Genomic DNA, 22,522 nt, shown 5'->3' with positions numbered 1-22,522 from the left:
TGCGGGTGCTGAACGAAGGGTTCGGGACAGGCGACCTGCCCGGCGAGTGAGCCGTGCCGTGGGGTGGGTGGAGGGCTCCGCCCCCTTCGCCTGCGGCGAATTCCCCCGGCGTATTTTGCGGAAAGATGAAGGGCGGGGCCGGTGCTAGCGCGTCGGCACCGGCTCGTCGCCACGGTAGTCGTAGAAGCCGCGCTTGGTCTTGCGGCCGAGCCAGCCGGCCTCGACGTATTTCGTGAGCAGCGGGCAGGGGCGGTACTTGGTGTCCGCGAGCCCGTCGTGCAGCACGTTCATGATCGCGAGGCAGGTGTCGAGGCCGATGAAATCGGCCAGCTCGAGCGGGCCCATCGGGTGGTTGGCGCCGAGCTTCATCGCGCGGTCGATGGAGCGCACGTTTCCGACGCCCTCGTAGAGGGTATAGACCGCCTCGTTGATCATCGGCACCAGGATGCGGTTGACGATGAAGGCGGGGAAATCCTCGGCGCTGGCGGCGGTCTTGCCGAGCTTCTCGACCACGCCGAGGCAGGCCTCGTAGGTCGGCTGGTCGGTGGCGATGCCGCGGATGAGCTCGACGAGGCTCATGACCGGGACCGGGTTCATGAAGTGGAAGCCGAGGAAGCGCTCGGGGCGGTCGGTGCGCGAGGCCAGCCGGGTGATCGAGATCGACGAGGTGTTCGAGGTCAGGATCGTGTCCGGGCCGAGGTGGGGCGCGAGGCTTTCGAAGATCTTGTGCTTGATCGCCTCCTGCTCGGTCGCGGCCTCGATCACCAGGTCGCAGGGGCCGATCTCGGCCATGTCCTGCGTGGTGGTGATGCGGGCGAGCGCGGCGTCGCGCGCCTCGGCGGTGATCTTCTCGCGGCTGACCTGGCGGTCGAGGTTCTTCGCGATCAGGGTCATGGCGCGCTCGAGCGCCTCGCCGTCGATGTCGTTGAGCTTCACCTCGTAGCCGGCGACCGCCATCACGTGCGCGATGCCGTTGCCCATCTGGCCCGCGCCGACGACGCCGATGCTCCTGATATCCATCCTCTGCCCTCTGCCTTTGTTCGCGCCGAGCATGGCGCGGCATGGCGCGGGTCGCAAGGCGAAGGCGCGGGATATGCCGTGGTTTTTGACCTTAGCGAATCGGAAAGGAGTTTGTCGCACTCTGGGCGCGGGTGAGACAAAAGATGGTGGGTGGCATGACCTGTGCTGTAACGGCCCGGGGGGGCCTGGAGTATTATCCGTGCCGGTATGGCCGGTCGCGCGTGCTGTTCCGCGGCCCGCGCCGGTCGCTGGACGAGTCCTACGTCGCCTTTCTGGGCGGCACCGAGACCTATGGCCGCTTCGTCGCGGCGCCCTTTCCGGCGCTGGCGGAGCAGCGGCTGGACCGGGTCTGCGTGAACCTGGGCGCGGTGAACGCCGGGCCGGATCTGTATCTGAACGATGCCGGGGCGCTGGATGTCGCGGCGCGGGCCGAGCTTTGCGTGGTGCAGATGATGAGCGCGCAGAACATGTCGAATCGCTTCTACGGCGTGCATCCGCGGCGCAACGACCGCTTCCTGCGCGCCTCGGAGGGGTTGCAGGCGCTCTATCCCGAGGTGGATTTCACCGAGTTCCACTTCACGCGGCACATGCTGGGGCGGCTTCGCGAGGTCTCGGCCGAGCGCTTTGCCCAGGTCACCGAGGAGCTGCGGCAGGCCTGGATGGCGCGGATGACGCAGCTGCTGACGGTGCTGCGGGGGCGGGCGCTGCTGCTCGTGGCTCGCGGATCATGCGCCGCCCGAGGGGCCGCTGGACGCGCTGGGGCCCGATCCGCTCTTCGTTGACCGGGCGATGATCGCGGCGCTGCGCCGCCGGGCGGCCGGGCTGGTCGAGGTCGTGCCCTCGGAGGCCGCGCGGGCGGCGGGCACCGAAGGCATGGTCTTTGCCGAGGTCGAGGCCGGCGCCGCCGCCGAGCTGATGGGCCCGGCGGCCCATGCCGAGGCCGCGGAGGCGCTGGTCCCGGCGCTGGAGGAGCTGGTCCCGCGCGCCGCCTGAGCGCGCAGGCCTGCCGCAGGAGCGTGCAGCGGGGCCACGATGCCGTGCTGCGGCAAGCGGACGCGGCATCGGGTCATGGAAAGAGGCCGCCCGTGCCGTAATGCTGACCGGGACCGGGACCGGGCCGCGCGGCGCGCGGCGGACAGGGCGGAGCCAGGACCCATGCACATCGAGAACCGGACCTTCGACGAGCTGAAGATCGGTGAGACCGCCGAGCTGCGCCGCCTCTGCACCGCCGACGACCTGCTGGTCTTTGCCAATGTCTCGGGCAACCACAACCCGCTGCACCTCTTCGACGCCGATGGCGACGGCGATGGCCACCCCGAGGCGATCGTGCCGGGGGCCTACGTGGCGGCGCTGGTGACGGCGGTGCTCGGCAACGTGCTGCCCGGGGCCGGCACGCTCTACCGCTCGCAGACCAGCGTCTTCCACGCCTATGCCCATGCCGGCGAGGAGCTGGTCAGCAAGGTCACCGTCACCGACAAGAGCGACCGCGAGAGCATGGTGACGCTGGCGACCGAGGTGCGGCGCGCGGGCGATGGCGTGGTGGTGCTCTCGGGCGTGGCCGAGGTGACGGCGCCGCGGCGCAAGGTGGCCTACGACAGCCACGACCTGCCGGGCCTCATCGTGCAGCGCCACCGCCATTTCGAGCGCCTCCTGCAGAAGGCCGAGCCGCTGCCCGCGCTGCGCACCGCCGTGGTCTGCCCCGAGGAGCCCAACGCCCTGGGCGGGGCCCTGAAGGCGCGAGACCACACGCTGATCGAGCCGGTGCTGATCGGCGCCCCGGACCGCATCGCCGAGACGGCGCGCGAGATGGGCGTTTCGCTGGAGGGGATCGAGATCCTGGCCGAGCCCGTGCACCGCGACGCCGCCCGCCGCGCCGTGCAGCTGGTCCACGAGGGCCGCGCCGAGGCGATCATGAAGGGCCACCTGCACACCGACATGCTGCTGCGGCCGATCCTCGACAAGCAGACCGGGCTGCGCATGGGGCGGCGCCTCACGCATATCTTCGTGATGGACGTGCCGGGCGTCGACCACCCGCTGCTGGTGACCGACGCGGCGATCAACATCGCGCCGGATCTCAAGACCAAGGTCGACATCGTGCAGAACGCCATCGACCTCGCGATCTCGCTGGGGATCGAGCAGCCCAAGGCGGGCGTGCTCTCGGCGACCGAGACGGTGAACCCCGACATCCCCTCCTCGATCGACGCGGCGCTGCTGTCGAAGATGGCCGACCGCGGGCAGATCACCGGCGGGCTGGTCGACGGGCCGCTTGCGATGGACAACGCGGTCGACATCGCCGCCGCACGGACCAAGGGCATCCGCTCGGCCGTGGCGGGCCGGGCCGACATCCTCGTGGCGCCCAACCTCGACGCGGGCAACATGCTGGCCAAGCAGCTGACCTACATCAGCCACGCCGAGGCGGCGGGCGTGGTCATGGGCGCGCGGGTGCCGGTGATCCTCAACAGCCGCGCCGACGACGACATGAGCCGGCTCGCCTCCTGCGCGGTGGCGGCGCTGCACCACGCGCGGACCGGCGGCGGCGCGGGCTGAGCCGGCCCGCGGCGGCGCGCCGTGCGGCTTGCGCGGCGCCTCATATTTCATTAATTCATGAAATATGGAAACGACTCGATTCGAACAGCTCGCGACTCTCAGTCATCCGCAGCGCATGGCGGTCTTCCGCATGCTGCTGCGGCGCTATCCCGACGCGGTGCCGGCGGGCGAGATCGGGACGGCGCTGGACCTCAAACCCAGCACCGCCTCGGTCTACCTCTCGGCGCTGAGGGACTGCGGCCTGGTCTCGCAGCGGCGCGAGGGGCGCTCGCTGCTCTACCGGGCGGAGATCGCGGGCATTCAGGGGCTTGTCGCATTCCTGTGGCAGGACTGCTGCCACGGGCGCCCCGACCTCTGCCCCGCCCCCGTCCCTGCCCCCGGAGACACGGCCATGCCAGACCGCAAGTACAACGTCCTGTTCATCTGCACCGGCAATTCCGCCCGGTCCATCTTTGCCGAAACCCTGCTGCGCCAGATGGCCGGCGACCGGTTCGAGGCCTTCTCGGCGGGCACGCGCCCCTCCTCCGAGCTGAACCCCATCGCGGTGGCGATGCTCGAGGACAAGGGCATGGACACCGCGCCGCTGCGCGCCAAGAACGTGGCCGAGTTCCAGGGGCCCGAGGCGCCGGCGATGGACTTCGTCTTCACCGTCTGCGACCGCGCCGCGAACGAGGATTGCCCGGCCTGGCCCGGCCAGCCGATCAGCGCCCACTGGGGCCTGCCCGACCCGGTCAAGGCCGAGGGCACCGAGGCCGAGCGGCGGCTCGCCTTCCAGCAGGTCTTCGGCATGCTCAAGAACCGCCTGACCGCCTTCACCGCCCTGCCCATCGACACACTCGACCGGATCTCGCTGCAGCGCGAGGTCGACCGGATCGGCACCACGGACCACGAGGACACCCCCGCATGACCACCTACGCCCTGAACGGCCTCGGCCGGATCGGCAAGCTCGCCCTGCGCCCGCTGCTCGAAAGCGGCGCCGAGATCGCCTGGATCAACGACGCGGTCGGCGATCCGGCGATGCACGCGCACCTGCTGGAGTTCGACACGGTGCACGGCCGCTGGCCGGCCGCGTTCGGGCACGACGAGACCGGCATCACCGTGGACGGCACCCGCCTTCCCGTCCACGGCGAGAGCCGCATCGAGGACCTGCCGCTCGAGGGCGTGGACGTGGTCATCGACTGCACCGGCGTCTTCAAGACCGCGGCGAAGCTCGCCCCCTACTTCGAGGCCGGGGTGAAGAAGGTCGTGGTGTCGGCCCCGGTCAAGGACGGGCCCGTGGCGAACATCGTCTTCGGCGTGAACGACGACGCCTATGATGCCACCACGCACGACATCGTCACGGCAGCGAGCTGCACGACGAACTGCCTCGCGCCCGTGGTCAAGGTGGTTCACGAGGCGCTCGGGATCCGGCACGGCATGATCACGACGATCCATGACGTGACCAACACCCAGACCATCGTGGACCGCCCGGCCAGGGACCTGCGCCGCGCGCGCTCGGCGCTGAACGCGCTGATCCCCACGACCACCGGCAGCGCGACGGCGATCACGCTGATCTACCCCGAGCTTGCCGGCAAGCTGAACGGCCACGCGGTGCGCGTGCCGCTGCTGAACGCCTCGCTGACCGACTGCGTCTTCGAGCTGGAGCGCGAGACCACCGCCGAGGAGGTCAACGCGCTCTTCCGCGCGGCCGCCGAAGGCGAGCTGAAGGGCATCCTCGGCCACGAGGACCGCCCGCTGGTCAGCAGCGACTACACCAACGATCCGCGCTCGGCCGTCGTCGACGGCCCCTCGACCATGGTGACCGACGGCACCCAGCTCAAGGTCTACGCCTGGTACGACAACGAATGGGGCTACGCGCACCGCCTGGTCGACGTGGCGCGCATGGTCGGCGACAGCCTCTGACGCCCGCCCATTCATCTTTCTCCAAATACGCAAACCCGCTCTCGCCACAGGACACCCGCCCGAGATGACGCGCCCCTCCGACAACCCGCTCGGTGCCTACATTGCCGTGACGGCGGCCTACTGGGCCTTCATGCTGACCGACGGCGCGCTGCGGATGCTGGTGCTGCTGCACTTCCACACGCTGGGCTTCTCGCCGGTGCAGCTGGCCTACCTCTTCGTGCTCTACGAGATCGCGGGCGTGGTCACCAACCTCTCGGCCGGTTGGATCGCGGCGCGCTTCGGGCTGACCTCGACGCTCTACGCGGGGCTGGGGCTGCAGGTGGTGGCGCTGGTGGCGCTGGCGCAGCTCGACCCGGGCTGGGCGCTGGGGCTCTCGGTGGCCTACGTCATGCTCGTGCAGGGGGCGAGCGGCGTCGCCAAGGACCTGGCCAAGATGTCGTCCAAGTCGGCGGTCAAGCTGCTGGCGCCCAAAGGCGAGGACGGGCTCTTTCGCTGGGTGGCGGTGCTGACCGGGTCCAAGAACGCCGTGAAGGGCCTCGGCTTCCTGCTGGGCGCGGCGCTGCTGGCGCTGGCGGGATTCAAGCCCGCGGTGCTGGGCATGGCGGCGGTGCTGCTGGTCATCCTCGTGGCGGTGGCGCTGAAGATGCCGGGCGGTCTCCCCGCGGGGCGCAAGGGCGCGAAATTCCGCGAGGTCCTGTCGAAGAACCGCAACGTCAACTGGCTGAGCGCGGCGCGGGTGGTCCTGTTCGGGGCGCGGGACGTGTGGTTCGTGGTCGGCATCCCGATCTACTTCTACGCGGTGCTCTCGGACGGGACCGAGGCGGGCGACCGCGCGGCCTTCTTCACCATCGGCACCTTCATGGCGGTCTGGGTGATCCTCTACGGCGCGGTGCAGGCCGCGGCGCCCCGGCTGCTGCGCGCGAAAGAGCGCGGCGAGGCGGAGCTGGTGCATGCCGCGCGGGGCTGGGCCCTGGCGCTGACCGTGGTGCCGGCGCTGCTGGCGGCGCTGGTCGCCGCCGCCGGAGACCCGGCGCCCTGGCTGACCGCCGCGCTGATCGCCGGGCTGCTGGTCTTCGGCGCGATCTTCGCGGTGAATTCCTCGCTGCACAGCTACCTGATCCTCGCCTTCACCGAGGATCGCCGGGTGACCATGGACGTGGGCTTCTACTACATGGCCAATGCCGCCGGGCGGCTGCTGGGCACGGTGCTGTCGGGCGCGACCTACCAACTCGGCGGGCTGCCGCTCTGCCTGGGGACCGCCGCCGTCATGGTCGCGCTGAGCGCCCTCGCGGCGGGGCGGCTGACGCCCGGGCCCCGCGCGGCCCGGGCCTGAGCCCTCCGCGTCACGCCGCCAGCATGCGGCGCAGGCGACGGCGCTCGGTGAAGCTGCGGATCTGGCTGGTCAGGATGTCGGCCGAGCGGAACGACAGGCTGCCGGCCTCGCCCTCGATCTCGTAGCGCTTCTTCCCGCCGTAGATCTTGTGCGCCTGCTGCGCGGCGACCATGACGGTGAACTCGATCCAGTCGCAGTCGTCGAGCCGGATGTCGCGCTGGGTGTTCCGCGCGACGCGCTCGCCGATGTTGCGGAAGCTGCCGATGTCGACCGCCTCGCCGCCCTTGAGCGGGCCCTGGTTGGTGCGCTCGCGGAAATCGCCGCCGAGCGGCTCGTCGGCCTCGATCCGGTCGGTGACGAGCGAGCGGTAGACCTCGCCCTTGCATTCCAGCTCGACCATGATGCCGAGGATGTAGAGCGAATCGGCGCTCATGTTGCTGACGAGGCAGCGGCCGTCGTTGTGCCCCTCGGTCGCCATGCCGATGTGGACCACCGCGCGGTTCGAGCGCAGGAAGCTGGTCAGGAACAGCTGGAGGTAGGCCAGCCAGATCACCAGCATGGCGATACTGCTCAGCGCGTTCAGAAGCGCCGTGTTGTCCTGCATCCAGCTCCACATGGGGGCGCCTCCTGTTCGTCGATGGGTGTGTCGAGAGCAAGCCTAACACGCCCGCTCCCCGCCGCGTTCCGGGCCTTCGGACAAGAATCCGCTTGCAGTGGCGGGCAGCGCATCCTATATGCCCGGCATCAGCGGCGCGTCGGAGCTCTCCGAAGCCCACCGGGAAAGAACGACGGGCCGCGCGCCCGTTTTTTTGTTCGCATCGGACCCGGAATGACCGACCTGATCGCCAAATCCGCAATCGACCGTCGCATCGCCGAGATCATCGGACCTGTCGTCGAGGACATGGGCTTCGAGCTCATCCGCATCCGCCTCATGGGCGGCAAGACCTCGACGCTGCAGGTCATGGCCGAGCGCCCCGACGGCACCATCGAGGTGGACGACTGCGCCGAGATCTCGACCGCCATCTCGGCGGTGCTGGACGTGGAGGACCCGATCCTCGACGCCTACACGCTCGAGGTGTCGAGCCCCGGCATCGACCGCCCGCTGACCCGGCTCAAGGACTTCGAAAGCTTCGAGGGCTACGAGGCCAAGATCGAGACGCACGAGCTGATCGACGGCCGCAAGCGCTGGCGCGGCATGCTGGCCGGCGTCGAGGGCGGCGAGGTGCTGCTCAACGTCGAGGAGAACGGCGAGGAACAGACCATCGGGCTGCAGTTCGACTGGCTCGCCGATGCCAAGCTCATCATGACCGACGAGCTGGTCCGCGACATGCTGCGCGCCCGCAAGGCCAAGGCCGTGAACGAAAGCGAATTCGACGACATCGAGGCCGACGACGCGGCCCCCCAGGAGGACTAGGACCTATGGCAATCACCTCTGCCAACCAGCTCGAGCTTCTGCAGACCGCAGAAGCGGTCGCGCGCGAGAAGATGATCGACCCCACGCTCGTGATCGAGGCGATGGAGGAGAGCCTCTCGCGTGCCGCCAAGAGCCGCTACGGCTCGGAGATGGACATCCGCGTGAAGATCGACCGCAAGACCGGCCGCGCGACCTTTACCCGCGTGCGCACCGTGGTCGAGGACGAGGAGCTGGAGAACTACCAGGCCGAGATGACCGTCGAGCAGGCCCGCCAGTACATGGCCGAGCCCAACGTCGGCGACGTCTACACCGAAGAGGTGCCGCCGGTCGACATGGGCCGGATCGCCGCGCAGTCGGCCAAGCAGGTGATTCTGCAGAAGGTCCGCGAGGCCGAGCGCGACCGCCAGTACGAGGAATTCAAGGACCGCGCGGGCACGATCATCAACGGCGTGGTCAAGCGCGAGGAATACGGCAACGTCATCGTCGACGTGGGCCGCGGCGAGGGCATCCTGCGCCGCAACGAGAAGATCGGCCGCGAGGGCTATCGCCCCGGCGACCGCATCCGCTGCTACATCAAGGACGTGCGCCGCGAGGCCCGCGGCCCGCAGATCTTCCTGAGCCGCACCGCGCCCGAGTTCATGGCCGAGCTGTTCAAGATGGAAGTGCCCGAGATCTACGACGGCATCATCGAGATCAAGGCGGTCGCCCGCGACCCCGGCTCGCGCGCCAAGATCGGCGTCGTGTCCTATGACGGCTCCATCGACCCCGTCGGCGCCTGCGTCGGCATGCGCGGCAGCCGCGTGCAGGCCGTCGTCAACGAGCTTCAGGGCGAGAAGATCGACATCATCCCGTGGAACGAGGACATGCCGACCTTCCTCGTGAACGCGCTGCAGCCGGCCGAGGTGAGCAAGGTGGTTCTCGACGAGGACGCCGAGCGGATCGAGGTCGTGGTGCCCGACGAGCAGCTGTCGCTGGCCATCGGCCGCCGCGGCCAGAACGTGCGCCTCGCCTCGCAGCTGACCGGCCTCGACATCGACATCATGACCGAGGAAGAGGAAAGCCAGCGCCGCCAGAAGGAATTCGAGGAGCGCACCAAGCTCTTCATGGACACGCTGGACCTGGACGAGTTCTTTGCCCAGCTGCTGGTCTCGGAGGGCTTCACCAACCTCGAGGAGGTCGCCTATGTCGAGCAGGACGAGCTGCTGGTCATCGACGGCGTCGACGAGGACACCGCCGAGGAGCTGCAGACCCGTGCCCGCGAGCACCTCGAGGAGCAGGCCCGCAAGGCGCTGGAAACGGCCCGCGAGCTGGGTGCCGAGGACAGCCTCATTGAATTCGAGGGCCTGACTCCCCAAATGGTGGAAGCACTGGCGAAGGACGGCATCAAGACGCTGGAAGACTTCGCCACCTGTGCCGACTGGGAGCTGGCCGGTGGCTGGACCACCGACGGCGGCGAGCGCGTCAAGGACGACGGCCTGCTCGAGCCCTTCGACGTCGATCTCGCCGAGGCGCAGAACATGATCATGACCGCGCGCGTCATGCTGGGCTGGGTCGACCCCGCGGACCTGGAGCCCGAGGCCTCGGAAGAGGACGAGGATGCCGAGGGCGGTGAGGACGGCGAAACCGCGGGCCAAGAGGAAGAGGTCTGAACCCGGAATGAGCCGCGGAGGCCGAGACAAGGACCGCACCGGCGCCCCCGAGCGGCGGTGCATCGCCACCGGCGAGACCCGTCCGGTGACCGAGCTGGTACGCTTTGTCGTCGGACCCGAGGACCAGGTGGCGCCCGACATCGCCGGCAAGCTGCCCGGGCGCGGGATCTGGGTCACGGCCGATCGCGCGGCCCTGGAGCGGGCGGAGGCCAAGGGTCTTTTCGCCCGGTCCGCGAAACGGCCGGTCAAGGTGCCCGAGGGGGTGCCCGGGCTGGTCGAGCAGATGCTGGCGCGGCGGGTTTTGGAACTGATCAGCCTGGCGCGCAAGTCGGGCCGGGCCGTGGCGGGCTACGAAAAGGTCAAGGACTGGCTGGGGCGCGACGATGCGCGCGTCCTGCTCCAGGCCTCGGACGGATCGGAGCGCGGCAAGGGAAAGCTCAGCACGCCCTACGGGGGCGACTGGATCGGTTGGCTGACGGCGCAGGAGCTGGGGCTGGCCTTTGGACGGGAAAAGGTGATACACGCCGCGCTTGGCGCTGGCGGACTCACCAAACGTGTTGTAGACGAGGCCCAAAGATTGAAGGGCCTGCGCGCCGGAGCGTCCGGTGCGGAAACGGCGACCGTTGTCGCCGGAGGCGGCAGGGGCCGCCGGAAAGGACAAGAGAGCTGAATGAGCGATAACGACGGCAAGAAGACTCTGGGTGTGCGCGGCGGCGGGTCCCGTTCGGGATCGGTGAAGCAGAGCTTCAGCCACGGGCGCACCAAGAACGTCGTGGTGGAAACCAAGCGCAAGCGCACTGTCAGCGCGCCGAAGCCCGGCGCCGGCAAGGGCGGCGCCGGCGGCCAGGGTGCGGCCGGCGGTGGCGGCGGCAAGCGGCCTGCCGGGATTTCCGACGCGGAGATGGAACGCCGCCTGAAGGCACTTCAGGCGGCCAAGGCGCGTGAGGCCGAGGATCAGGCCAGGCGCGAGGCCGAGGAAAAGGCCCGCGCCGAAGAGCGTGAGCGCATGCGCGCCGAGAAGGAACAGAAAGAGCGCGAGCAGCGCGAAGCCGAAGAGCGCGCCAAGGCCAAGGCCGAGGAAGAAGAGCGCAAGGCCCGCGAGGCTGCCGAGGCCGCCAAGAAGGCCGAGGCCGCGCCCAAGCAGGCCGAGGAGGCGCAGCCCCAGCAGCCGCGCGGCGGCGGCAAGCCGGCTCCGGCCGCGGCGCCCCGCAAGGCGGAGCGCGAGCGCGAGGAACGCGGTCGCGGCGGCAAGGGCCGCGGCGACGGCGGCCGCCGTTCGGGCAAGCTGACGCTGAACCAGGCGCTCTCGGGCGAGGGTGGCCGCCAGAAGTCCATGGCCGCGATGAAGCGCAAGCAGGAGCGTGCGCGTCAGAAGGCGATGGGCGGCTCGCAGAACCGCGAGAAGATCGTGCGCGACGTGCAGCTGCCCGAGGCCATCGTGGTCTCGGAACTGGCCAACCGCATGGCGGAGCGCGTGGGCGACGTGGTCAAGGCCCTGATGAACAACGGCATCATGGCGACCCAGAACCAGACCATCGACGCCGACACCGCCGAGCTCATCATCGAGGAATTCGGCCACAAGGTCGTGCGTGTCTCGGACGCCGACGTCGAGGACGTCATCAAGGAGGTCGAGGACAAGCCCGAAGACCTGCAATCGCGTCCCCCGGTCATCACGATCATGGGCCACGTCGACCACGGCAAGACCTCGCTGCTGGACAAGATCCGGCAGGCCAACGTGACCTCCGGCGAGGCCGGCGGCATCACGCAGCACATCGGCGCCTACCAGGTGACGACCAAGGGCGGCGACGTGCTGTCCTTCCTCGACACGCCGGGCCACGCGGCCTTTACCTCGATGCGCTCGCGCGGTGCACAGGTGACGGACATCGTGGTGCTCGTGGTCGCGGCCGACGACGCGGTGATGCCGCAGACCGTCGAGGCGCTGAGCCACGCCAAGGCGGCCGGCGTGCCGATGATCGTCGCGATCAACAAGTGCGACAAGCCCGAGGCGAACCCGACCAAGGTGCGCACGGACCTGCTGCAGCACGAGGTCGTGGTCGAGGAGATGTCCGGCGACGTGCAGGACGTCGAGGTGTCGGCGCATACCGGCAAGGGCCTGGACGAACTGCTTGAAGCCATCGCGCTGCAGGCCGAGATCCTCGAGCTCAAGGCCAACCCCGACCGCGCCGCCATGGGCGCCGTGATCGAGGCACAGCTCGACGTGGGCCGCGGCCCGGTCGCGACGGTGCTCGTGCAGAACGGCACGCTGCGCCAGGGCGACATCTTCGTCGTGGGCGAGCAGTACGGCAAGGTCCGCGCGCTCATCAACGACAAGGGCGAACGCGTCAAGGAAGCCGGTCCCTCGGTTCCGGTCGAGGTGCTGGGTCTCAACGGCACGCCCGAGGCGGGTGACGTTCTCAACGTCACCGAGACCGAGGCGCAGGCCCGCGAGATCGCCGAGTACCGCCAGAACGCCGCCAAGGAGAAGCGCGCCGCCGCAGGTGCCGCGACGACCCTCGAGCAGCTCATGCAGAAGGCGAAGGAAGACGAGAACGTCTCCGAGCTTCCGGTGCTGGTCAAGGCGGACGTCCAGGGCTCGGCCGAGGCGATCGTGCAGGCGCTGGAGAAGGTCGGCAACGAGGAGGTGCGCGTCCGCGTGCTGCACTCGGGCGTCGGCGCCATCACCGAGACGGATATCGGCCTGGCCGAAGCCTCGGGCGCGCCGGTCATCGGCTTCAACGTCCGGGCCAACGCGCCCGCGCGCAACTCGGCCAACCAGAAGGGCGTCGAGATCCGCTACTACAGCGTGATCTACGACCTCGTGGACGACGTGAAGGCGGCGGCCTCGGGCCTGCTGTCGGCAGAGGTCCGCGAGAACTTCATCGGCTACGCCGAGATCCGCGAGGTCTTCAAGGTCTCGGGCGTCGGCAAGGTGGCGGGCTGCCTCGTCACCGAGGGCATCGCGCGCCGCTCGGCCGGTGTGCGCCTGCTGCGCGACGACGTGGTGATCCACGAGGGCACGCTGAAGACGCTCAAGCGCTTCAAGGACGAGGTGGCCGAAGTCATCTCGGGCCAGGAATGCGGCATGGCCTTCGAGAACTACGAGGACATCCGCCCCGGCGACGTCATCGAGATCTTCGAGCGCGAGGAGGTCGAGCGCACGCTCTGACAGGTGTCGCGGCGGCCCTGGGCCGCCGTCCCGATCATCCATTGGATCGCGCCGCTCCCACGGGGGGCGGCGCGATTTTCTTTGGCACCGTGGCACTTTCGTCCAGTGCCGACGGGTCCGGCGACTTGTCCATCCGCGCCACCTCAGCTAGTTTTTCCTTGTTTTTGTCACAAACTGAAATGGCTTACACGATCATGTTCAAGTACCTGCAGGCTGCGGCCTGCGTTGTTCTGATGCCGCTGGCCGCCCAAGCCGCCACCGTCTCCTCCTTCTACGATTCGAGCTATGTCGATACCAGCCGCGAGGCGCTGAACATCCGTTCCCAGGCCACAACCCTGGGCAACAGCGTCTCGACCTTCACCGGCACGGACCAAGCCAACTGGGCCGCCGCCATGACCGGCGTCGACGCGCTGCTGATACCGGAGCTTGAAAGATCTGCCCTGACGTTGGATTCGGCCACCCGATCCGATGTGGCCGATTTTGTCGGATCCGGCGGCAACCTCGTCGTTTCGGCCTCCTACGCCAACAACGAGGCCGCCCTTCTGAACGCCATCTTCGGCTGGTCGCTTACCGGCGGCAGCGGCTCGGGCGCGATGCAGCTGCAGTCCGCGGCCGCAGGCACGGATTTCGCGGGCGGCCCCGCAACGCTGGCGAGCCTCAACGGAACCTACGACCTGCTGTTGTCGTCGCTGCCCTCGTCGGCCACGGCGATCTACGCCGACAGCAACAGCGCACGCGTCTTTTCGGCGGAGGTCGGCGCGGGTTCGGTCACCTTCCTGGCCTATGACTGGTACGACACCGCCACCGACGCAGACTGGGGCGCCGTGCTGAATACCGCGCTGAACGTCGACGTTTCGCCGGTTCCGCTACCGGCGGGCCTGCCGCTGCTGCTGGCGGGCCTTGGCGGCCTTGTCGCGCTGCGCCGGCGGCAGAGCCGCGACTGATACCGAGCCCTCGGCAGGGCAACGAAAAAGGGGAGGCCGCGCGGCCTCCCCTTCTGTATTTGGCGCTGTTCGCGCGGTTTCCGTGGGGCTTACGCCGCCACCGGATGACCGGTGAAAAGCTGGGTGCCGACGCGGACCGCGATGCGGCCGTCCGGCAAGGTATTTTCGAGAAGTCCCTGAACAGACACGCAGCTGCCCAGAACGATCGTTCGCAACATGTTTCGGTTCCCCATCCAACTATGACGAAAAGATGAATACGGCATAACCGTTAACAAAGCTACAAGCATGGGGCGAATTAATGCCGAAGTATTAAGCAAACGCGCTGAAATTTCAGTATTTTCTGCGCTGCAGCAGGAAATGTCTGGACATTCCCCGAATCGTCAGAGCCAGTCCCGCAGGATCGGGATCAGCGGCAGGTCGGCCGGCGGCATGGGGTAGTCGCGCAGCTCGCGCACGCCGACCCATTTCAGGGCCTGGCCCTCGCGCGATTGCGGCTGGCCCTGCCACTTGCGGCAGGCGAAGAGCGGCATGAGCAGGTGGAAGTCCTCGTAGGCATGCGAGGCGAAGGTCAGCGGCGCGAGGCAGCTTTCCCAGGTGTCGATGCCGAGCTCCTCGTCGAGCTCGCGGATCAGCGCGGCCTCGGGGGTTTCGCCCGCCTCGACCTTGCCCCCGGGGAATTCCCAGAGCCCCTCCATCGACTTGCCCTCGGGCCGCTGCGCGATCAGCACGCGGCCGTCGACGTCGATCAGGGCGACGGCGGAGACGAGGATCATTCGGGACATGCGGCGGCTCCGGTCAGGTGGCGCGCGACGGCGGGACGTCGCGCAGCTTTGCGTATTTGGAGAAAGATGAAGGGGCGGGGCCTCAGGAGCGGTAGTCGGCGTTGATCGAGATGTAGCCGTGCGTGAGGTCGCAGGTCCAGACGGTCGCGCGCCCTTCGCCGAGGCCGATGTCGACCGAGATCTCGATCTCGGGCTGCTTCATCAGCTCGGCGCCGGCCTCCTCGCGGTACTCAGGCGAGACCCAGCCGTTCTCGGCCACGAGCAGCGCGCCGAAGTGGATGGTGAGGCGGTCGCGGTCGGCCGCCGCGCCGGACTTGCCCACGGCCATGACGATGCGGCCCCAGTTGGGGTCCTCGCCGGCGATGGCGGTCTTGACCAGCGGCGAATTGGCGATGGAGAGCGCATGGGTGCGCGCGTCGGCGTCGCTGGCGGCGCCGGTGACGTTGACGGTGATGAACTTGGTCGCGCCCTCGCCGTCGCGGACGACCTGCTGGGCGAGGTCGAGCATGACGCGCTCGAGCGCCTCGGCGAAGGGAGCGTCCTGCGCGGTGACACTGACGCCGGAGGCGCCGGTGGCGCCCATGAGCAGGGTGTCGGAGGTCGAGGTGTCGCTGTCGACGGTGATGCAGTTGAAGGTGCGCGCGTTGATCGCACTGACCATCTGCTGCAGCTCCGCGCGGTCGATCTTCGCGTCGGTGAAGAGGTAGACCAGCATGGTCGCCATGTCCGGGGCGATCATGCCCGAGCCCTTGGCGATGCCGGCGATGCGCACCTCGCCCTGCGGCAGGCTCACCGTCTCGGTGGCGCCCTTGGGGAAGGTGTCGGTGGTCATGATCGCCTGCGCGGCGCCGGCGATGCCCGCGGGGTCGAGCGCGGCGGTCAGTTCGTCGAGCCTGGCGGTGATGCGGTCATGCGGCAGCGGCTCGCCGATGACGCCGGTGGAGGAGGAGAAGACGCGCGCCTCGGGCAGGCCGGTGGCCGCGGCCACGGCCGAGGTCACGGCGCGGGTGGCCTCTTCGCCGTTGCGGCCGGTGAAGGCATTGGCGTTGCCCGAGTTGACCACGATGGCCGCGCCCGCGCCCGACTCGGCACCGATCTTGGCCTGGCAGTCGAGCACGGGGGCGGCGCGGGTGGCCGAGCGGGTGAAGACGCCCGCCACGGTGCTGCCGGGGTCGAGCACCGCCAGCATGACGTCGGTGCGCCCGGCGTAGCGGACGCCCGCCGCGATGCTGGCGAAGCGCAGCCCGCCGATCACCGGAAGGTCGGGAAAGGCGGCGGGCGCCAGCGGCGATCGGGCGAGCGTCCTGGCCACTCAGTCCTCCAGCAGGCCGAAGTCGTTCAGGACCGAGGTGTCGACCTCGGCCTTGTCGGTGCGGGTGACCTCGGCGCTGCCGACCTGGGCGTCGATGTACTCGCGCACGACCTGTTCCTGCACCTGCTGCTCGATCTCGCCGCGCACCTCGTCGAGCGACGGGGCCTCCTGCTGGCGGGTCTCGTTGAGCTTGATGACGTGCCAGCCGAACTGCGTCTGCACCGGGTCGGAGATCGCGCCGGGCTCGAGCCCCTCGACCGCCTCCTGGAAGGCCGGGACCATCATGCCCGCGCCGAACCAGCCGAGCGAGCCGCCGTTGGGGCCGGACGGGCCGGTGGAGTTCTCCCGGGCAAGCTCGGCGAAGTCGGCGCCGCCGCGGGCCTCCTCGGTGAGGGTCCGGGCCTCTTCCTCGGTCTCCACGAGGATGTGGGCGGCGTTGTATTCCTGCCCGGTCTCGCCTGCGGCATATTGCTCGTCGTAGGCGGCCTGCACGGCCTCTTCCGTAACGGCATCCTCGGCGATGGCGGAGATCGCCTCGGCGGCGAGGAGCGCGCGGCGCTCGTTCTCGATGGCGACGCGGACGCGGGTGGTTTCCTCGGCGTTCTCGCTCTGCGACAGAACGGTCTGCTGCACCAGCTGGTCGAGGATGCCCTCCCAGAGGACATCCGGGCCAAGTTGCTGGTATTGCTCGGGGAGGTTGGCGCGGATCACCAGCATGTTCCCCAGCGTGATGTCCTGGCCGTTCACCGTGGCGACCACCGTGTCGGCCGTCATCTCGTCCTGGGCCTGCGCCGGCAGGGCCAGCGCGAGGGCCACGGCGGCGGCGGACAAGGTCTTGAGCGTCTTGGCCATTGTCGGGTCCTTTCCGGGTCTGTCCTGGGTGCCGCCCGGGCGGGCAGCGTTGACACTATTCGGCCCGCCCCTTACATGGCGCCAGAGGCTCTGCAAGGCCGATCGTTCCCCTGTGTCATATGGGCTGTGTGCGAGGCGGGCAAGCAGGTGCCGCGCGCGAAACACGACTTTGTCAGACAGGACGCACAGGCCATGCTCGGGATCGGAAAGCTCACGCGGAAGGTGTTCGGAACGCCCAACGATCGCAAGATCAAGGCGACCCGTCCGCTGGTCGAGAAGATCAACGCGCTGGAAACCGAATACGAGGCGCTGGATGACGCCGGTCTGATCGCGCGGACCGAGGATTTCAAGAAGCGCATTGCCGATGGCGAGAGCCTGGACGCGCTGCTGCCCGAGGCCTTCGCCAACTGCCGCGAGGGCGCCAAGCGGGCGCTGGGGCTGCGGGCCTTCGACGTGCAGCTCATGGGCGGGATCTTCCTGCACCAGGGCAACATCTCGGAGATGAAGACCGGCGAGGGCAAGACGCTGGTCGCGACCTTCCCGGCCTACCTGAACGCGCTCACGGGCAAGGGCGTGCACATCGTCACGGTGAACGACTACCTCGCCCGGCGCGACGCCGAGTGGATGAGCAAGGTCTACGGCGCGCTGGGTCTGACCACCGGCGTGGTCTACCCGCAGCAGCCCGAGGACGAGAAGCGCGAGGCCTATGCCTCGGACATCACCTACGCGACGAACAACGAGCTGGGCTTCGACTACCTGCGCGACAACATGAAGTCCGAGCTGAACCAGATGATGCAGCGCGGGCACAACTACGCCATCGTCGACGAGGTCGACAGCATCCTGATCGACGAGGCGCGGACGCCGCTCATCATCTCGGGGCCGGCGCAGGACCGTTCGGAGCTCTACCAGTCGATCGACCGGCTGATTCCCGAGCTGACCGACGAGCACTTCACCATCGACGAGAAGACGCGCAACGTCACCTTCACCGACGACGGCAACGAGTTCCTCGAAGAGCTGCTGCACAGCCGCGGGCTGCTGCCCGAGGGCCAGTCGCTCTACGATCCCGAGAGCACGACCGTCGTGCACCACGTGAACCAGGGGCTGCGGGCGCACAAGCTCTATACCCGCGACAAGGACTACATCGTCCGCGACGGCAGCGTCGTGCTGATCGACGAGTTCACCGGCCGCATGATGGTGGGCCGGCGCCTGTCCGAGGGTCTGCACCAGGCCATCGAGGCCAAGGAAGGCTGCAAGATCCAGCCCGAGAACGTCACGCTCGCGCAGGTGACCTTCCAGAACTATTTCCGCCTCTACGGCAAGCTCTCGGGCATGACCGGCACGGCCACCACCGAGGCCGAGGAATTCGCCGAGATCTACGGCCTGGGCGTGGTCGAGGTGCCGACGAACAAGCCGATCGCGCGCGTCGACGAGGACGACAAGGTCTACCGCACCGCGCAGGAGAAATACGACGCCATCGTCGAGGAGATCCGCCTGGCCCACGACAAGGGACAGCCGGTGCTCGTGGGCACGACCTCGATCGAGAAGTCGGAGATGCTGTCGCAGCTGCTGACGCAGGCCAAGCTGCCGCACAACGTGCTGAACGCGCGCCAGCACGAGAAGGAGGCGCAGATCGTCGCCGACGCCGGCAAGCTGGGCGCCGTGACCATCGCGACGAACATGGCCGGCCGGGGCACCGACATCAAGCTGGGCGGCAACGTCGATTTCCAGGTCATGGAGGCCATCGCCGCCGATCCCGAGGGCGATCCCGAGGAGATCCGCAAGCGGATCGAGGCGTCCCATGCCGACGACGAGAAGAAGGTGATCGAGGCGGGCGGCCTCTTCGTGCTCGCGACCGAGCGCCACGAGAGCCGCCGCATCGACAACCAGCTGCGCGGCCGCTCGGGCCGCCAGGGCGACCCGGGCCGCAGCTCGTTCTTCCTGTCGCTGGACGACGACCTGATGCGCATCTTCGGCTCGGAGCGGCTGGACAAGATGCTGTCGCGTCTCGGCATGAAAGAGGGCGAGGCCATCATCCACCCTTGGGTGAACAAGTCGCTGGAGCGGGCGCAGGCCAAGGTCGAGGGGCGCAACTTCGACATCCGCAAGCAGCTGCTCAAGTTCGACGACGTGATGAACGACCAGCGCAAGGTGATCTTCTCGCAGCGGCGCGAGATCATGGAGGCCGAGGACCTCTCGGAGATCGTGCAGGACATGCGCCACGAGGTCATCGACGAGCTGGTCGACATCCACGTGCCGCCGAAGACCTACCACGACCAGTGGGACACGCAGGGGCTCTATGCCGCCTGCCTCGAGAAACTGGGCATCGACGTGCCGGTGATCGGCTGGGGCGAGGAAGAGGGCGTCGACCGCGAGGTGATCCGCGAGCGGCTCGAGGAAGCCTCGGACGAGTTCATGGCCGAGAAGACCAAGGCCTTCGGCGAGGACTCGATGCGCCAGATCGAGAAGCAGGTGCTGCTGCAGACCATCGACCAGAAGTGGCGCGACCACCTGCTGACGCTGGAGCACCTGCGCTCGGTCGTGGGCTTCCGCGGCTACGCGCAGCGCGACCCGCTGAACGAGTACAAGAACGAGGCCTTCCAGCTGTTCGAGAGCATGCTCGAGTCGCTGCGCGAGCAGGTCACAGAGCAGCTGTCGCGCGTCCGCCCGATCTCGGAGGAGGAACAGCGCGCCATGATGCAGCAGCTGGCCCAGCAGCAGGCCGAGCTGCGCCGCCAGACCGAGGCCGCACAGCCCGAGTCCGGCCAGGCGCCCGGCGAGCAGGGCGACCAGCCGGCGGCGGCCCCGGCCGAGCCGCTTGTCGCCGGCTTCGACGAGACCGATCCCTCGACCTGGGGCAACCCGGGCCGGAACGAGCTTTGCCCCTGCGGTTCGGGGCGCAAGTTCAAGCACTGCCACGGGCGGCTGACCTGATGTCCCGGGCGGGCCCGCGCGGCCTGCCCGAATGACTCCCCCCCTGTGCCCAATGGCCGCCCCTTTTCGCGTCTAGCTCTTTTGCCGAGCAGTTTTGTGAGGGGAAGCCCGACATGGCACGTTTCAAGACCTACCTTCTTGCCGCGGCGACGATCTTTGCCGCCCTGGCCATCGGCTTCGTCATGCAGCGGAGCGAGACCCCGCCGCGCGCCGGTCTCGAGGGCCCCGACCCGGTCGAGATCACCGCCATCACCGACACCTCCTCGGCGGCCACGCCCCGGCTGCCCGCCGGTCCGCAGCTGGCCGGGGTGATGCTGCCCGGCGCCCGGGTCGAGCTGACCGCGGCCGAGGCGCCCGATGCGGGCGCGCAGGCCCTGCCCCGGGAAAACGCCGCCGGCGGCTTCGACTGCGCCATCGACATGAGCGCCGAGCCGCGCGCCGGCGCCCTTGCCGTGCTGACGGTGAGCGCCCCCTGCTACGCCTCCGAACGGCTGACGATCCATCACCAGGGGCTGATGTTCACCGAGGTCATGCAGCCCGACGGCACGCTTCAGGTGGATGTTCCCGTGCTGGCGGAGCGCGCGCTCTTCATTGCCTCCTTCGACAACGGCGAGGGCGCGACCGCCACGGCCGAGGTCACCAGCCTGCCCTTCTACGACCGCGTGGTGCTGCAGTGGAAGGGCGACACCGGCCTGCAGCTGCACGCCCGCGAATTCGGCGCCGACTACTTCACCGAGGGCCACGTCTGGGCCGCTTCGAGCGGCGACATAACCCGCGCGGCGCAGGGCGAGGGCGGTTTCTTCGTCCGGCTGGGCGACGACGAGACGCCGGGCGCGCGCATCGCCGAGGTCTATACCTTCCCCGCCCAGACCGCGCAGCGCGACGGCACGGTCGAGATCAGCGTCGAAGCCGAGGTGACCGAGACCACCTGCGACCGCACCGTCGAGGCGCAGACGCTGGAACATCACGGCGACGCGGGCCTGAAGGTGCGGGACATGTCGCTCGACATGCCCGCCTGCGACAGCGCCGGGGACTTTCTGCTGTTGAAAAACATGATCGAAGACCTGACAATCGCCGCGAGATAGGGGACGGCGCGACCGAGGTCATCCATGCGATCATTCCGTGCGGCGATTTTCGCCGCACTTTTCATTGCGGTGGCCGGGGCCGCCGCCGCGCAGGACGTCACGCTGCAGTCGCGCGACGGCGGGATCGAGCTGACCGGCACGCTTCTGGGATTCGACGGCGAGTTCTACCGGCTGCGCACGCGCTACGGCGAGCTGACGGTCGACAGCTCGGGCGTCACCTGCGACGGGCCGGGCTGCCCCTCGCTCACGGACTACGTGGCCGAGCTGCAGATCTCGGGCTCCGCCACCATCGGCGAGGTGCTGCTGCCGGCGCTGCTCGAGGGTTTTGCCCGCCGCAACGGACTGCAGACGCGGCGCGAGCCGATGGAGGGGCAGCATTTCCGCTACGTGCTTTCGGACCCCGAGCAAGACCGCGACGTGGGCCGCTTCGCCTTTCACGTCACCAACACCGAGGAAGGCTTTGCCGACCTGCTCGCGGACGAAGCCGACATCGTCATGGCCCTGCGCGAGATCCGCCCGCGCGAGCGGCGCCTCGCGCGCGATGCCGGGCTGGGCGACCTTGCCGAGCCGAACCGCAGCCGGGTGATCGCGCTCGACGGGTTGATCCCGGTGGTCGGCGACACGAACCCGGTCAATGCCATCTCGCTGAGCGACCTGACGCGGGTGCTGTCGGGGCGCGTGACCAACTGGTCCGCGCTTGGCGGGCCGGACGCCCCCATCGTGCTGCACCTGCGCGACACCGGCTCGGGCCTGACGCAGGGCATCGGCGACCGGCTGCTGCAGGCCTCGGAACTGATCCGGCGACAGGACGTGCGCCGCCATGATGACAACGCAGCGCTGGCCGAGGCCGTCGCGCGTGATCCCTTCGGGCTGGGGCTGGCCAGCTTCTCCGAGATCGGGACGACGCGGCCGCTGGTGCTGACCGGGCCCTGCGGCTTTCGCCTGCGCGGCACGCGGGCCGCGATCAAGACCGAGGACTACCCGCTCACCGCGCCGATGTTCCTCTACCTGCCGGCGCGCCGCCTGCCCGCGCTGGCGCGCGATTTCCTGACCTACACGCGCAGCCCGCCGGCGCAGATCGTGATCCGCCTCGCGGGCTTCGTGGACCAGGCGCCCGAGGAACTGCCGCTGAACGCGCAGGGCGACCGGCTGGCCAATGCCATCGCGGTGGCCGAGGGCGAAGCGGGACTCGCCGAGCTTCAGCGGCTGATCGAGACGCTGGTGCCGATGCAGCGCCTGACGACCTCGTTCCGGTTCGAGCCGGGCTCCGCGCGGCTGGACGCGCAGTCCCGCTCGAACGTGCAGCAACTGGCACGGGCGCTGGAGACCGGCGACTACGACGGGCGGGGACTGGTCTTCGTCGGGTTTTCCGACGGACAGGGGCCGGCGGCGGGCAATATCGAGATCGCGCGAGAGCGGGCCGAAGCCGTGCGGCAGGCCGTCACCGCCGCCGCCGAGACGGCGGACCTGGCGCGCGTGACGCTCGACACCGAGGCCTTTGGCGAGGCCATGCCCATGGCCTGCGACGACACCGTCTGGGGCCGGCAGGTCAACCGGCGGGTGGAGGTCTGGGTGCGCTAGGCGC

20 protein-coding genes are annotated in these 22,522 nt (G+C 69.0%); 14 read left to right on the top strand and 6 right to left on the bottom strand.

Annotation, left to right across the window (positions count from 1 at the left end):
* Positions 1 to 144 precede the first annotated feature (144 nt).
* Positions 145 to 1,020 carry a 3-hydroxybutyryl-CoA dehydrogenase gene (locus tag SALMUC_RS11645; RefSeq protein WP_020040508.1) on the bottom strand — a complete coding sequence of 292 codons (876 nt, stop codon included), beginning with the start codon at positions 1,018 to 1,020 and terminating at the stop codon, positions 145 to 147.
* A 143-nt stretch (positions 1,021 to 1,163) separates the two neighbouring features.
* Between SALMUC_RS11645 and SALMUC_RS11640 the strand changes: the two genes are divergently transcribed.
* From SALMUC_RS11640 to arsJ, 6 genes are all read left to right on the top strand, one after another.
* The gene (locus SALMUC_RS11640; protein ID WP_425414302.1) at positions 1,164 to 1,802 is read left to right on the top strand and encodes a DUF6473 family protein; all 639 of its coding nucleotides are present in this window, start codon (positions 1,164 to 1,166) and stop codon (positions 1,800 to 1,802) included.
* On the top strand, positions 1,768 to 2,013 hold the full coding sequence (locus tag SALMUC_RS31805) for a DUF6473 family protein (RefSeq protein ID WP_425414303.1): 246 nt from the start codon (positions 1,768 to 1,770) through the stop codon (positions 2,011 to 2,013). Before SALMUC_RS11640 ends, SALMUC_RS31805 begins: the two co-directional genes overlap by 35 nt.
* 162 nt (positions 2,014 to 2,175) lie before the next feature.
* Positions 2,176 to 3,567 (top strand): bifunctional enoyl-CoA hydratase/phosphate acetyltransferase, encoded by a 1,392-nt coding sequence (locus SALMUC_RS11635; protein ID WP_020040509.1) that lies wholly within the window; start codon positions 2,176 to 2,178, stop codon positions 3,565 to 3,567.
* A gap of 64 nt (positions 3,568 to 3,631) precedes the next feature.
* Positions 3,632 to 4,474: an arsenate reductase/protein-tyrosine-phosphatase family protein gene (locus tag SALMUC_RS11630; RefSeq protein ID WP_021120275.1), complete on the top strand. Its 843-nt coding sequence runs from the start codon at positions 3,632 to 3,634 to the stop codon at positions 4,472 to 4,474.
* Positions 4,471 to 5,469, top strand: a complete 999-nt coding sequence (locus SALMUC_RS11625; protein ID WP_020040511.1) for an ArsJ-associated glyceraldehyde-3-phosphate dehydrogenase — start codon at positions 4,471 to 4,473, stop codon at positions 5,467 to 5,469. Before SALMUC_RS11630 ends, SALMUC_RS11625 begins: the two co-directional genes overlap by 4 nt.
* Positions 5,470 to 5,533: 64 nt before the next feature.
* Positions 5,534 to 6,802, top strand: coding sequence for an organoarsenical effux MFS transporter ArsJ (gene arsJ, locus SALMUC_RS11620; protein WP_020040512.1), 1,269 nt, complete (start codon positions 5,534 to 5,536; stop codon positions 6,800 to 6,802).
* Between the two features lie 10 nt (positions 6,803 to 6,812).
* On the opposite strand, the gene SALMUC_RS11615 is transcribed toward arsJ, so the two are convergent.
* Positions 6,813 to 7,418 carry a hypothetical protein gene (locus SALMUC_RS11615; RefSeq protein WP_020040513.1) on the bottom strand — a complete coding sequence of 202 codons (606 nt, stop codon included), beginning with the start codon at positions 7,416 to 7,418 and terminating at the stop codon, positions 6,813 to 6,815.
* 213 nt (positions 7,419 to 7,631) lie between these two features.
* Between SALMUC_RS11615 and rimP the strand changes: the two genes are divergently transcribed.
* Genes rimP through SALMUC_RS31075 form a run of 5 tightly spaced genes read left to right on the top strand, consistent with a single transcriptional unit; the run spans position 7,632 to position 13,975 of the window.
* Positions 7,632 to 8,216: a ribosome maturation factor RimP gene (gene rimP, locus SALMUC_RS11610; protein ID WP_020040514.1), complete on the top strand. Its 585-nt coding sequence runs from the start codon at positions 7,632 to 7,634 to the stop codon at positions 8,214 to 8,216.
* Positions 8,217 to 8,221: 5 nt separating this feature from the next.
* Entirely contained in the window at positions 8,222 to 9,865 is a 1,644-nt protein-coding gene (gene nusA, locus SALMUC_RS11605; RefSeq protein ID WP_020040515.1) for a transcription termination factor NusA, read from the top strand.
* Between the two features lie 7 nt (positions 9,866 to 9,872).
* On the top strand, positions 9,873 to 10,535 hold the full coding sequence (locus tag SALMUC_RS11600) for an RNA-binding protein (RefSeq protein ID WP_020040516.1): 663 nt from the start codon (positions 9,873 to 9,875) through the stop codon (positions 10,533 to 10,535).
* On the top strand, positions 10,536 to 13,031 hold the full coding sequence (gene infB, locus SALMUC_RS11595; RefSeq protein ID WP_020040517.1) for a translation initiation factor IF-2: 2,496 nt from the start codon (positions 10,536 to 10,538) through the stop codon (positions 13,029 to 13,031). It abuts the gene before it with no gap.
* 41 nt (positions 13,032 to 13,072) lie between these two features.
* Positions 13,073 to 13,975: a VPLPA-CTERM sorting domain-containing protein gene (locus SALMUC_RS31075; RefSeq protein WP_245584696.1), complete on the top strand. Its 903-nt coding sequence runs from the start codon at positions 13,073 to 13,075 to the stop codon at positions 13,973 to 13,975.
* 89 nt (positions 13,976 to 14,064) lie between these two features.
* On the opposite strand, the gene SALMUC_RS31535 is transcribed toward SALMUC_RS31075, so the two are convergent.
* The 4 genes from SALMUC_RS31535 to SALMUC_RS11570 all read right to left on the bottom strand — a co-directional run bounded on the left by SALMUC_RS31535 (position 14,065) and on the right by SALMUC_RS11570 (position 16,921).
* A complete protein-coding gene (locus SALMUC_RS31535) occupies positions 14,065 to 14,193 on the bottom strand; it encodes a hypothetical protein (protein WP_020040519.1) in 129 nt (42 codons plus the stop codon).
* A 162-nt stretch (positions 14,194 to 14,355) separates the two neighbouring features.
* Positions 14,356 to 14,757, bottom strand: coding sequence for an 8-oxo-dGTP diphosphatase MutT (gene mutT / locus SALMUC_RS11580; protein ID WP_037371737.1), 402 nt, complete (start codon positions 14,755 to 14,757; stop codon positions 14,356 to 14,358).
* A gap of 82 nt (positions 14,758 to 14,839) precedes the next feature.
* On the bottom strand, positions 14,840 to 16,069 hold the full coding sequence (argJ, locus tag SALMUC_RS11575; RefSeq protein ID WP_020040521.1) for a bifunctional glutamate N-acetyltransferase/amino-acid acetyltransferase ArgJ: 1,230 nt from the start codon (positions 16,067 to 16,069) through the stop codon (positions 14,840 to 14,842).
* Positions 16,070 to 16,921 carry a peptidylprolyl isomerase gene (locus tag SALMUC_RS11570; protein ID WP_020040522.1) on the bottom strand — a complete coding sequence of 284 codons (852 nt, stop codon included), beginning with the start codon at positions 16,919 to 16,921 and terminating at the stop codon, positions 16,070 to 16,072.
* A 192-nt stretch (positions 16,922 to 17,113) separates the two neighbouring features.
* On the opposite strand from SALMUC_RS11570, the gene secA reads away from it, so the two are divergent.
* From secA to SALMUC_RS11555, 3 genes are all read left to right on the top strand, one after another.
* Positions 17,114 to 19,852 carry a preprotein translocase subunit SecA gene (secA, locus tag SALMUC_RS11565; RefSeq protein WP_020040523.1) on the top strand — a complete coding sequence of 913 codons (2,739 nt, stop codon included), beginning with the start codon at positions 17,114 to 17,116 and terminating at the stop codon, positions 19,850 to 19,852.
* 113 nt (positions 19,853 to 19,965) lie between these two features.
* Positions 19,966 to 20,937, top strand: coding sequence for a hypothetical protein (locus SALMUC_RS11560; RefSeq protein WP_020040524.1), 972 nt, complete (start codon positions 19,966 to 19,968; stop codon positions 20,935 to 20,937).
* Positions 20,938 to 20,961: 24 nt separating this feature from the next.
* Positions 20,962 to 22,518, top strand: coding sequence for a phosphate ABC transporter substrate-binding/OmpA family protein (locus tag SALMUC_RS11555; RefSeq protein WP_020040525.1), 1,557 nt, complete (start codon positions 20,962 to 20,964; stop codon positions 22,516 to 22,518).
* Positions 22,519 to 22,522 lie beyond the last annotated feature (4 nt).

It is taken from the genome of Salipiger mucosus DSM 16094 (genome assembly GCF_000442255.1).
GTDB lineage: Bacteria > Pseudomonadota > Alphaproteobacteria > Rhodobacterales > Rhodobacteraceae > Salipiger > Salipiger mucosus.
This window is presented reverse-complemented; position numbering and strand designations above follow the sequence as displayed.

Coding starts and splice junctions, on each gene's coding strand:
- SALMUC_RS11645 (WP_020040508.1), bottom strand. CDS start 1,020: ATGGATATCAGGAGCATCGGCGTCGTCGGCGCGGGCCAGATGGGCAAC.
- SALMUC_RS11640 (WP_425414302.1), top strand. CDS start 1,164: ATGGTGGGTGGCATGACCTGTGCTGTAACGGCCCGGGGGGGCCTGGAG.
- SALMUC_RS11635 (WP_020040509.1), top strand. CDS start 2,176: ATGCACATCGAGAACCGGACCTTCGACGAGCTGAAGATCGGTGAGACC.
- SALMUC_RS11630 (WP_021120275.1), top strand. CDS start 3,632: ATGGAAACGACTCGATTCGAACAGCTCGCGACTCTCAGTCATCCGCAG.
- SALMUC_RS11625 (WP_020040511.1), top strand. CDS start 4,471: ATGACCACCTACGCCCTGAACGGCCTCGGCCGGATCGGCAAGCTCGCC.
- arsJ (WP_020040512.1), top strand. CDS start 5,534: ATGACGCGCCCCTCCGACAACCCGCTCGGTGCCTACATTGCCGTGACG.
- SALMUC_RS11615 (WP_020040513.1), bottom strand. CDS start 7,418: ATGTGGAGCTGGATGCAGGACAACACGGCGCTTCTGAACGCGCTGAGC.
- rimP (WP_020040514.1), top strand. CDS start 7,632: ATGACCGACCTGATCGCCAAATCCGCAATCGACCGTCGCATCGCCGAG.
- nusA (WP_020040515.1), top strand. CDS start 8,222: ATGGCAATCACCTCTGCCAACCAGCTCGAGCTTCTGCAGACCGCAGAA.
- SALMUC_RS11600 (WP_020040516.1), top strand. CDS start 9,873: ATGAGCCGCGGAGGCCGAGACAAGGACCGCACCGGCGCCCCCGAGCGG.
- infB (WP_020040517.1), top strand. CDS start 10,536: ATGAGCGATAACGACGGCAAGAAGACTCTGGGTGTGCGCGGCGGCGGG.
- SALMUC_RS31535 (WP_020040519.1), bottom strand. CDS start 14,193: ATGTTGCGAACGATCGTTCTGGGCAGCTGCGTGTCTGTTCAGGGACTT.
- mutT (WP_037371737.1), bottom strand. CDS start 14,757: ATGTCCCGAATGATCCTCGTCTCCGCCGTCGCCCTGATCGACGTCGAC.
- SALMUC_RS11570 (WP_020040522.1), bottom strand. CDS start 16,921: ATGGCCAAGACGCTCAAGACCTTGTCCGCCGCCGCCGTGGCCCTCGCG.
- secA (WP_020040523.1), top strand. CDS start 17,114: ATGCTCGGGATCGGAAAGCTCACGCGGAAGGTGTTCGGAACGCCCAAC.
- SALMUC_RS11560 (WP_020040524.1), top strand. CDS start 19,966: ATGGCACGTTTCAAGACCTACCTTCTTGCCGCGGCGACGATCTTTGCC.
- SALMUC_RS11555 (WP_020040525.1), top strand. CDS start 20,962: ATGCGATCATTCCGTGCGGCGATTTTCGCCGCACTTTTCATTGCGGTG.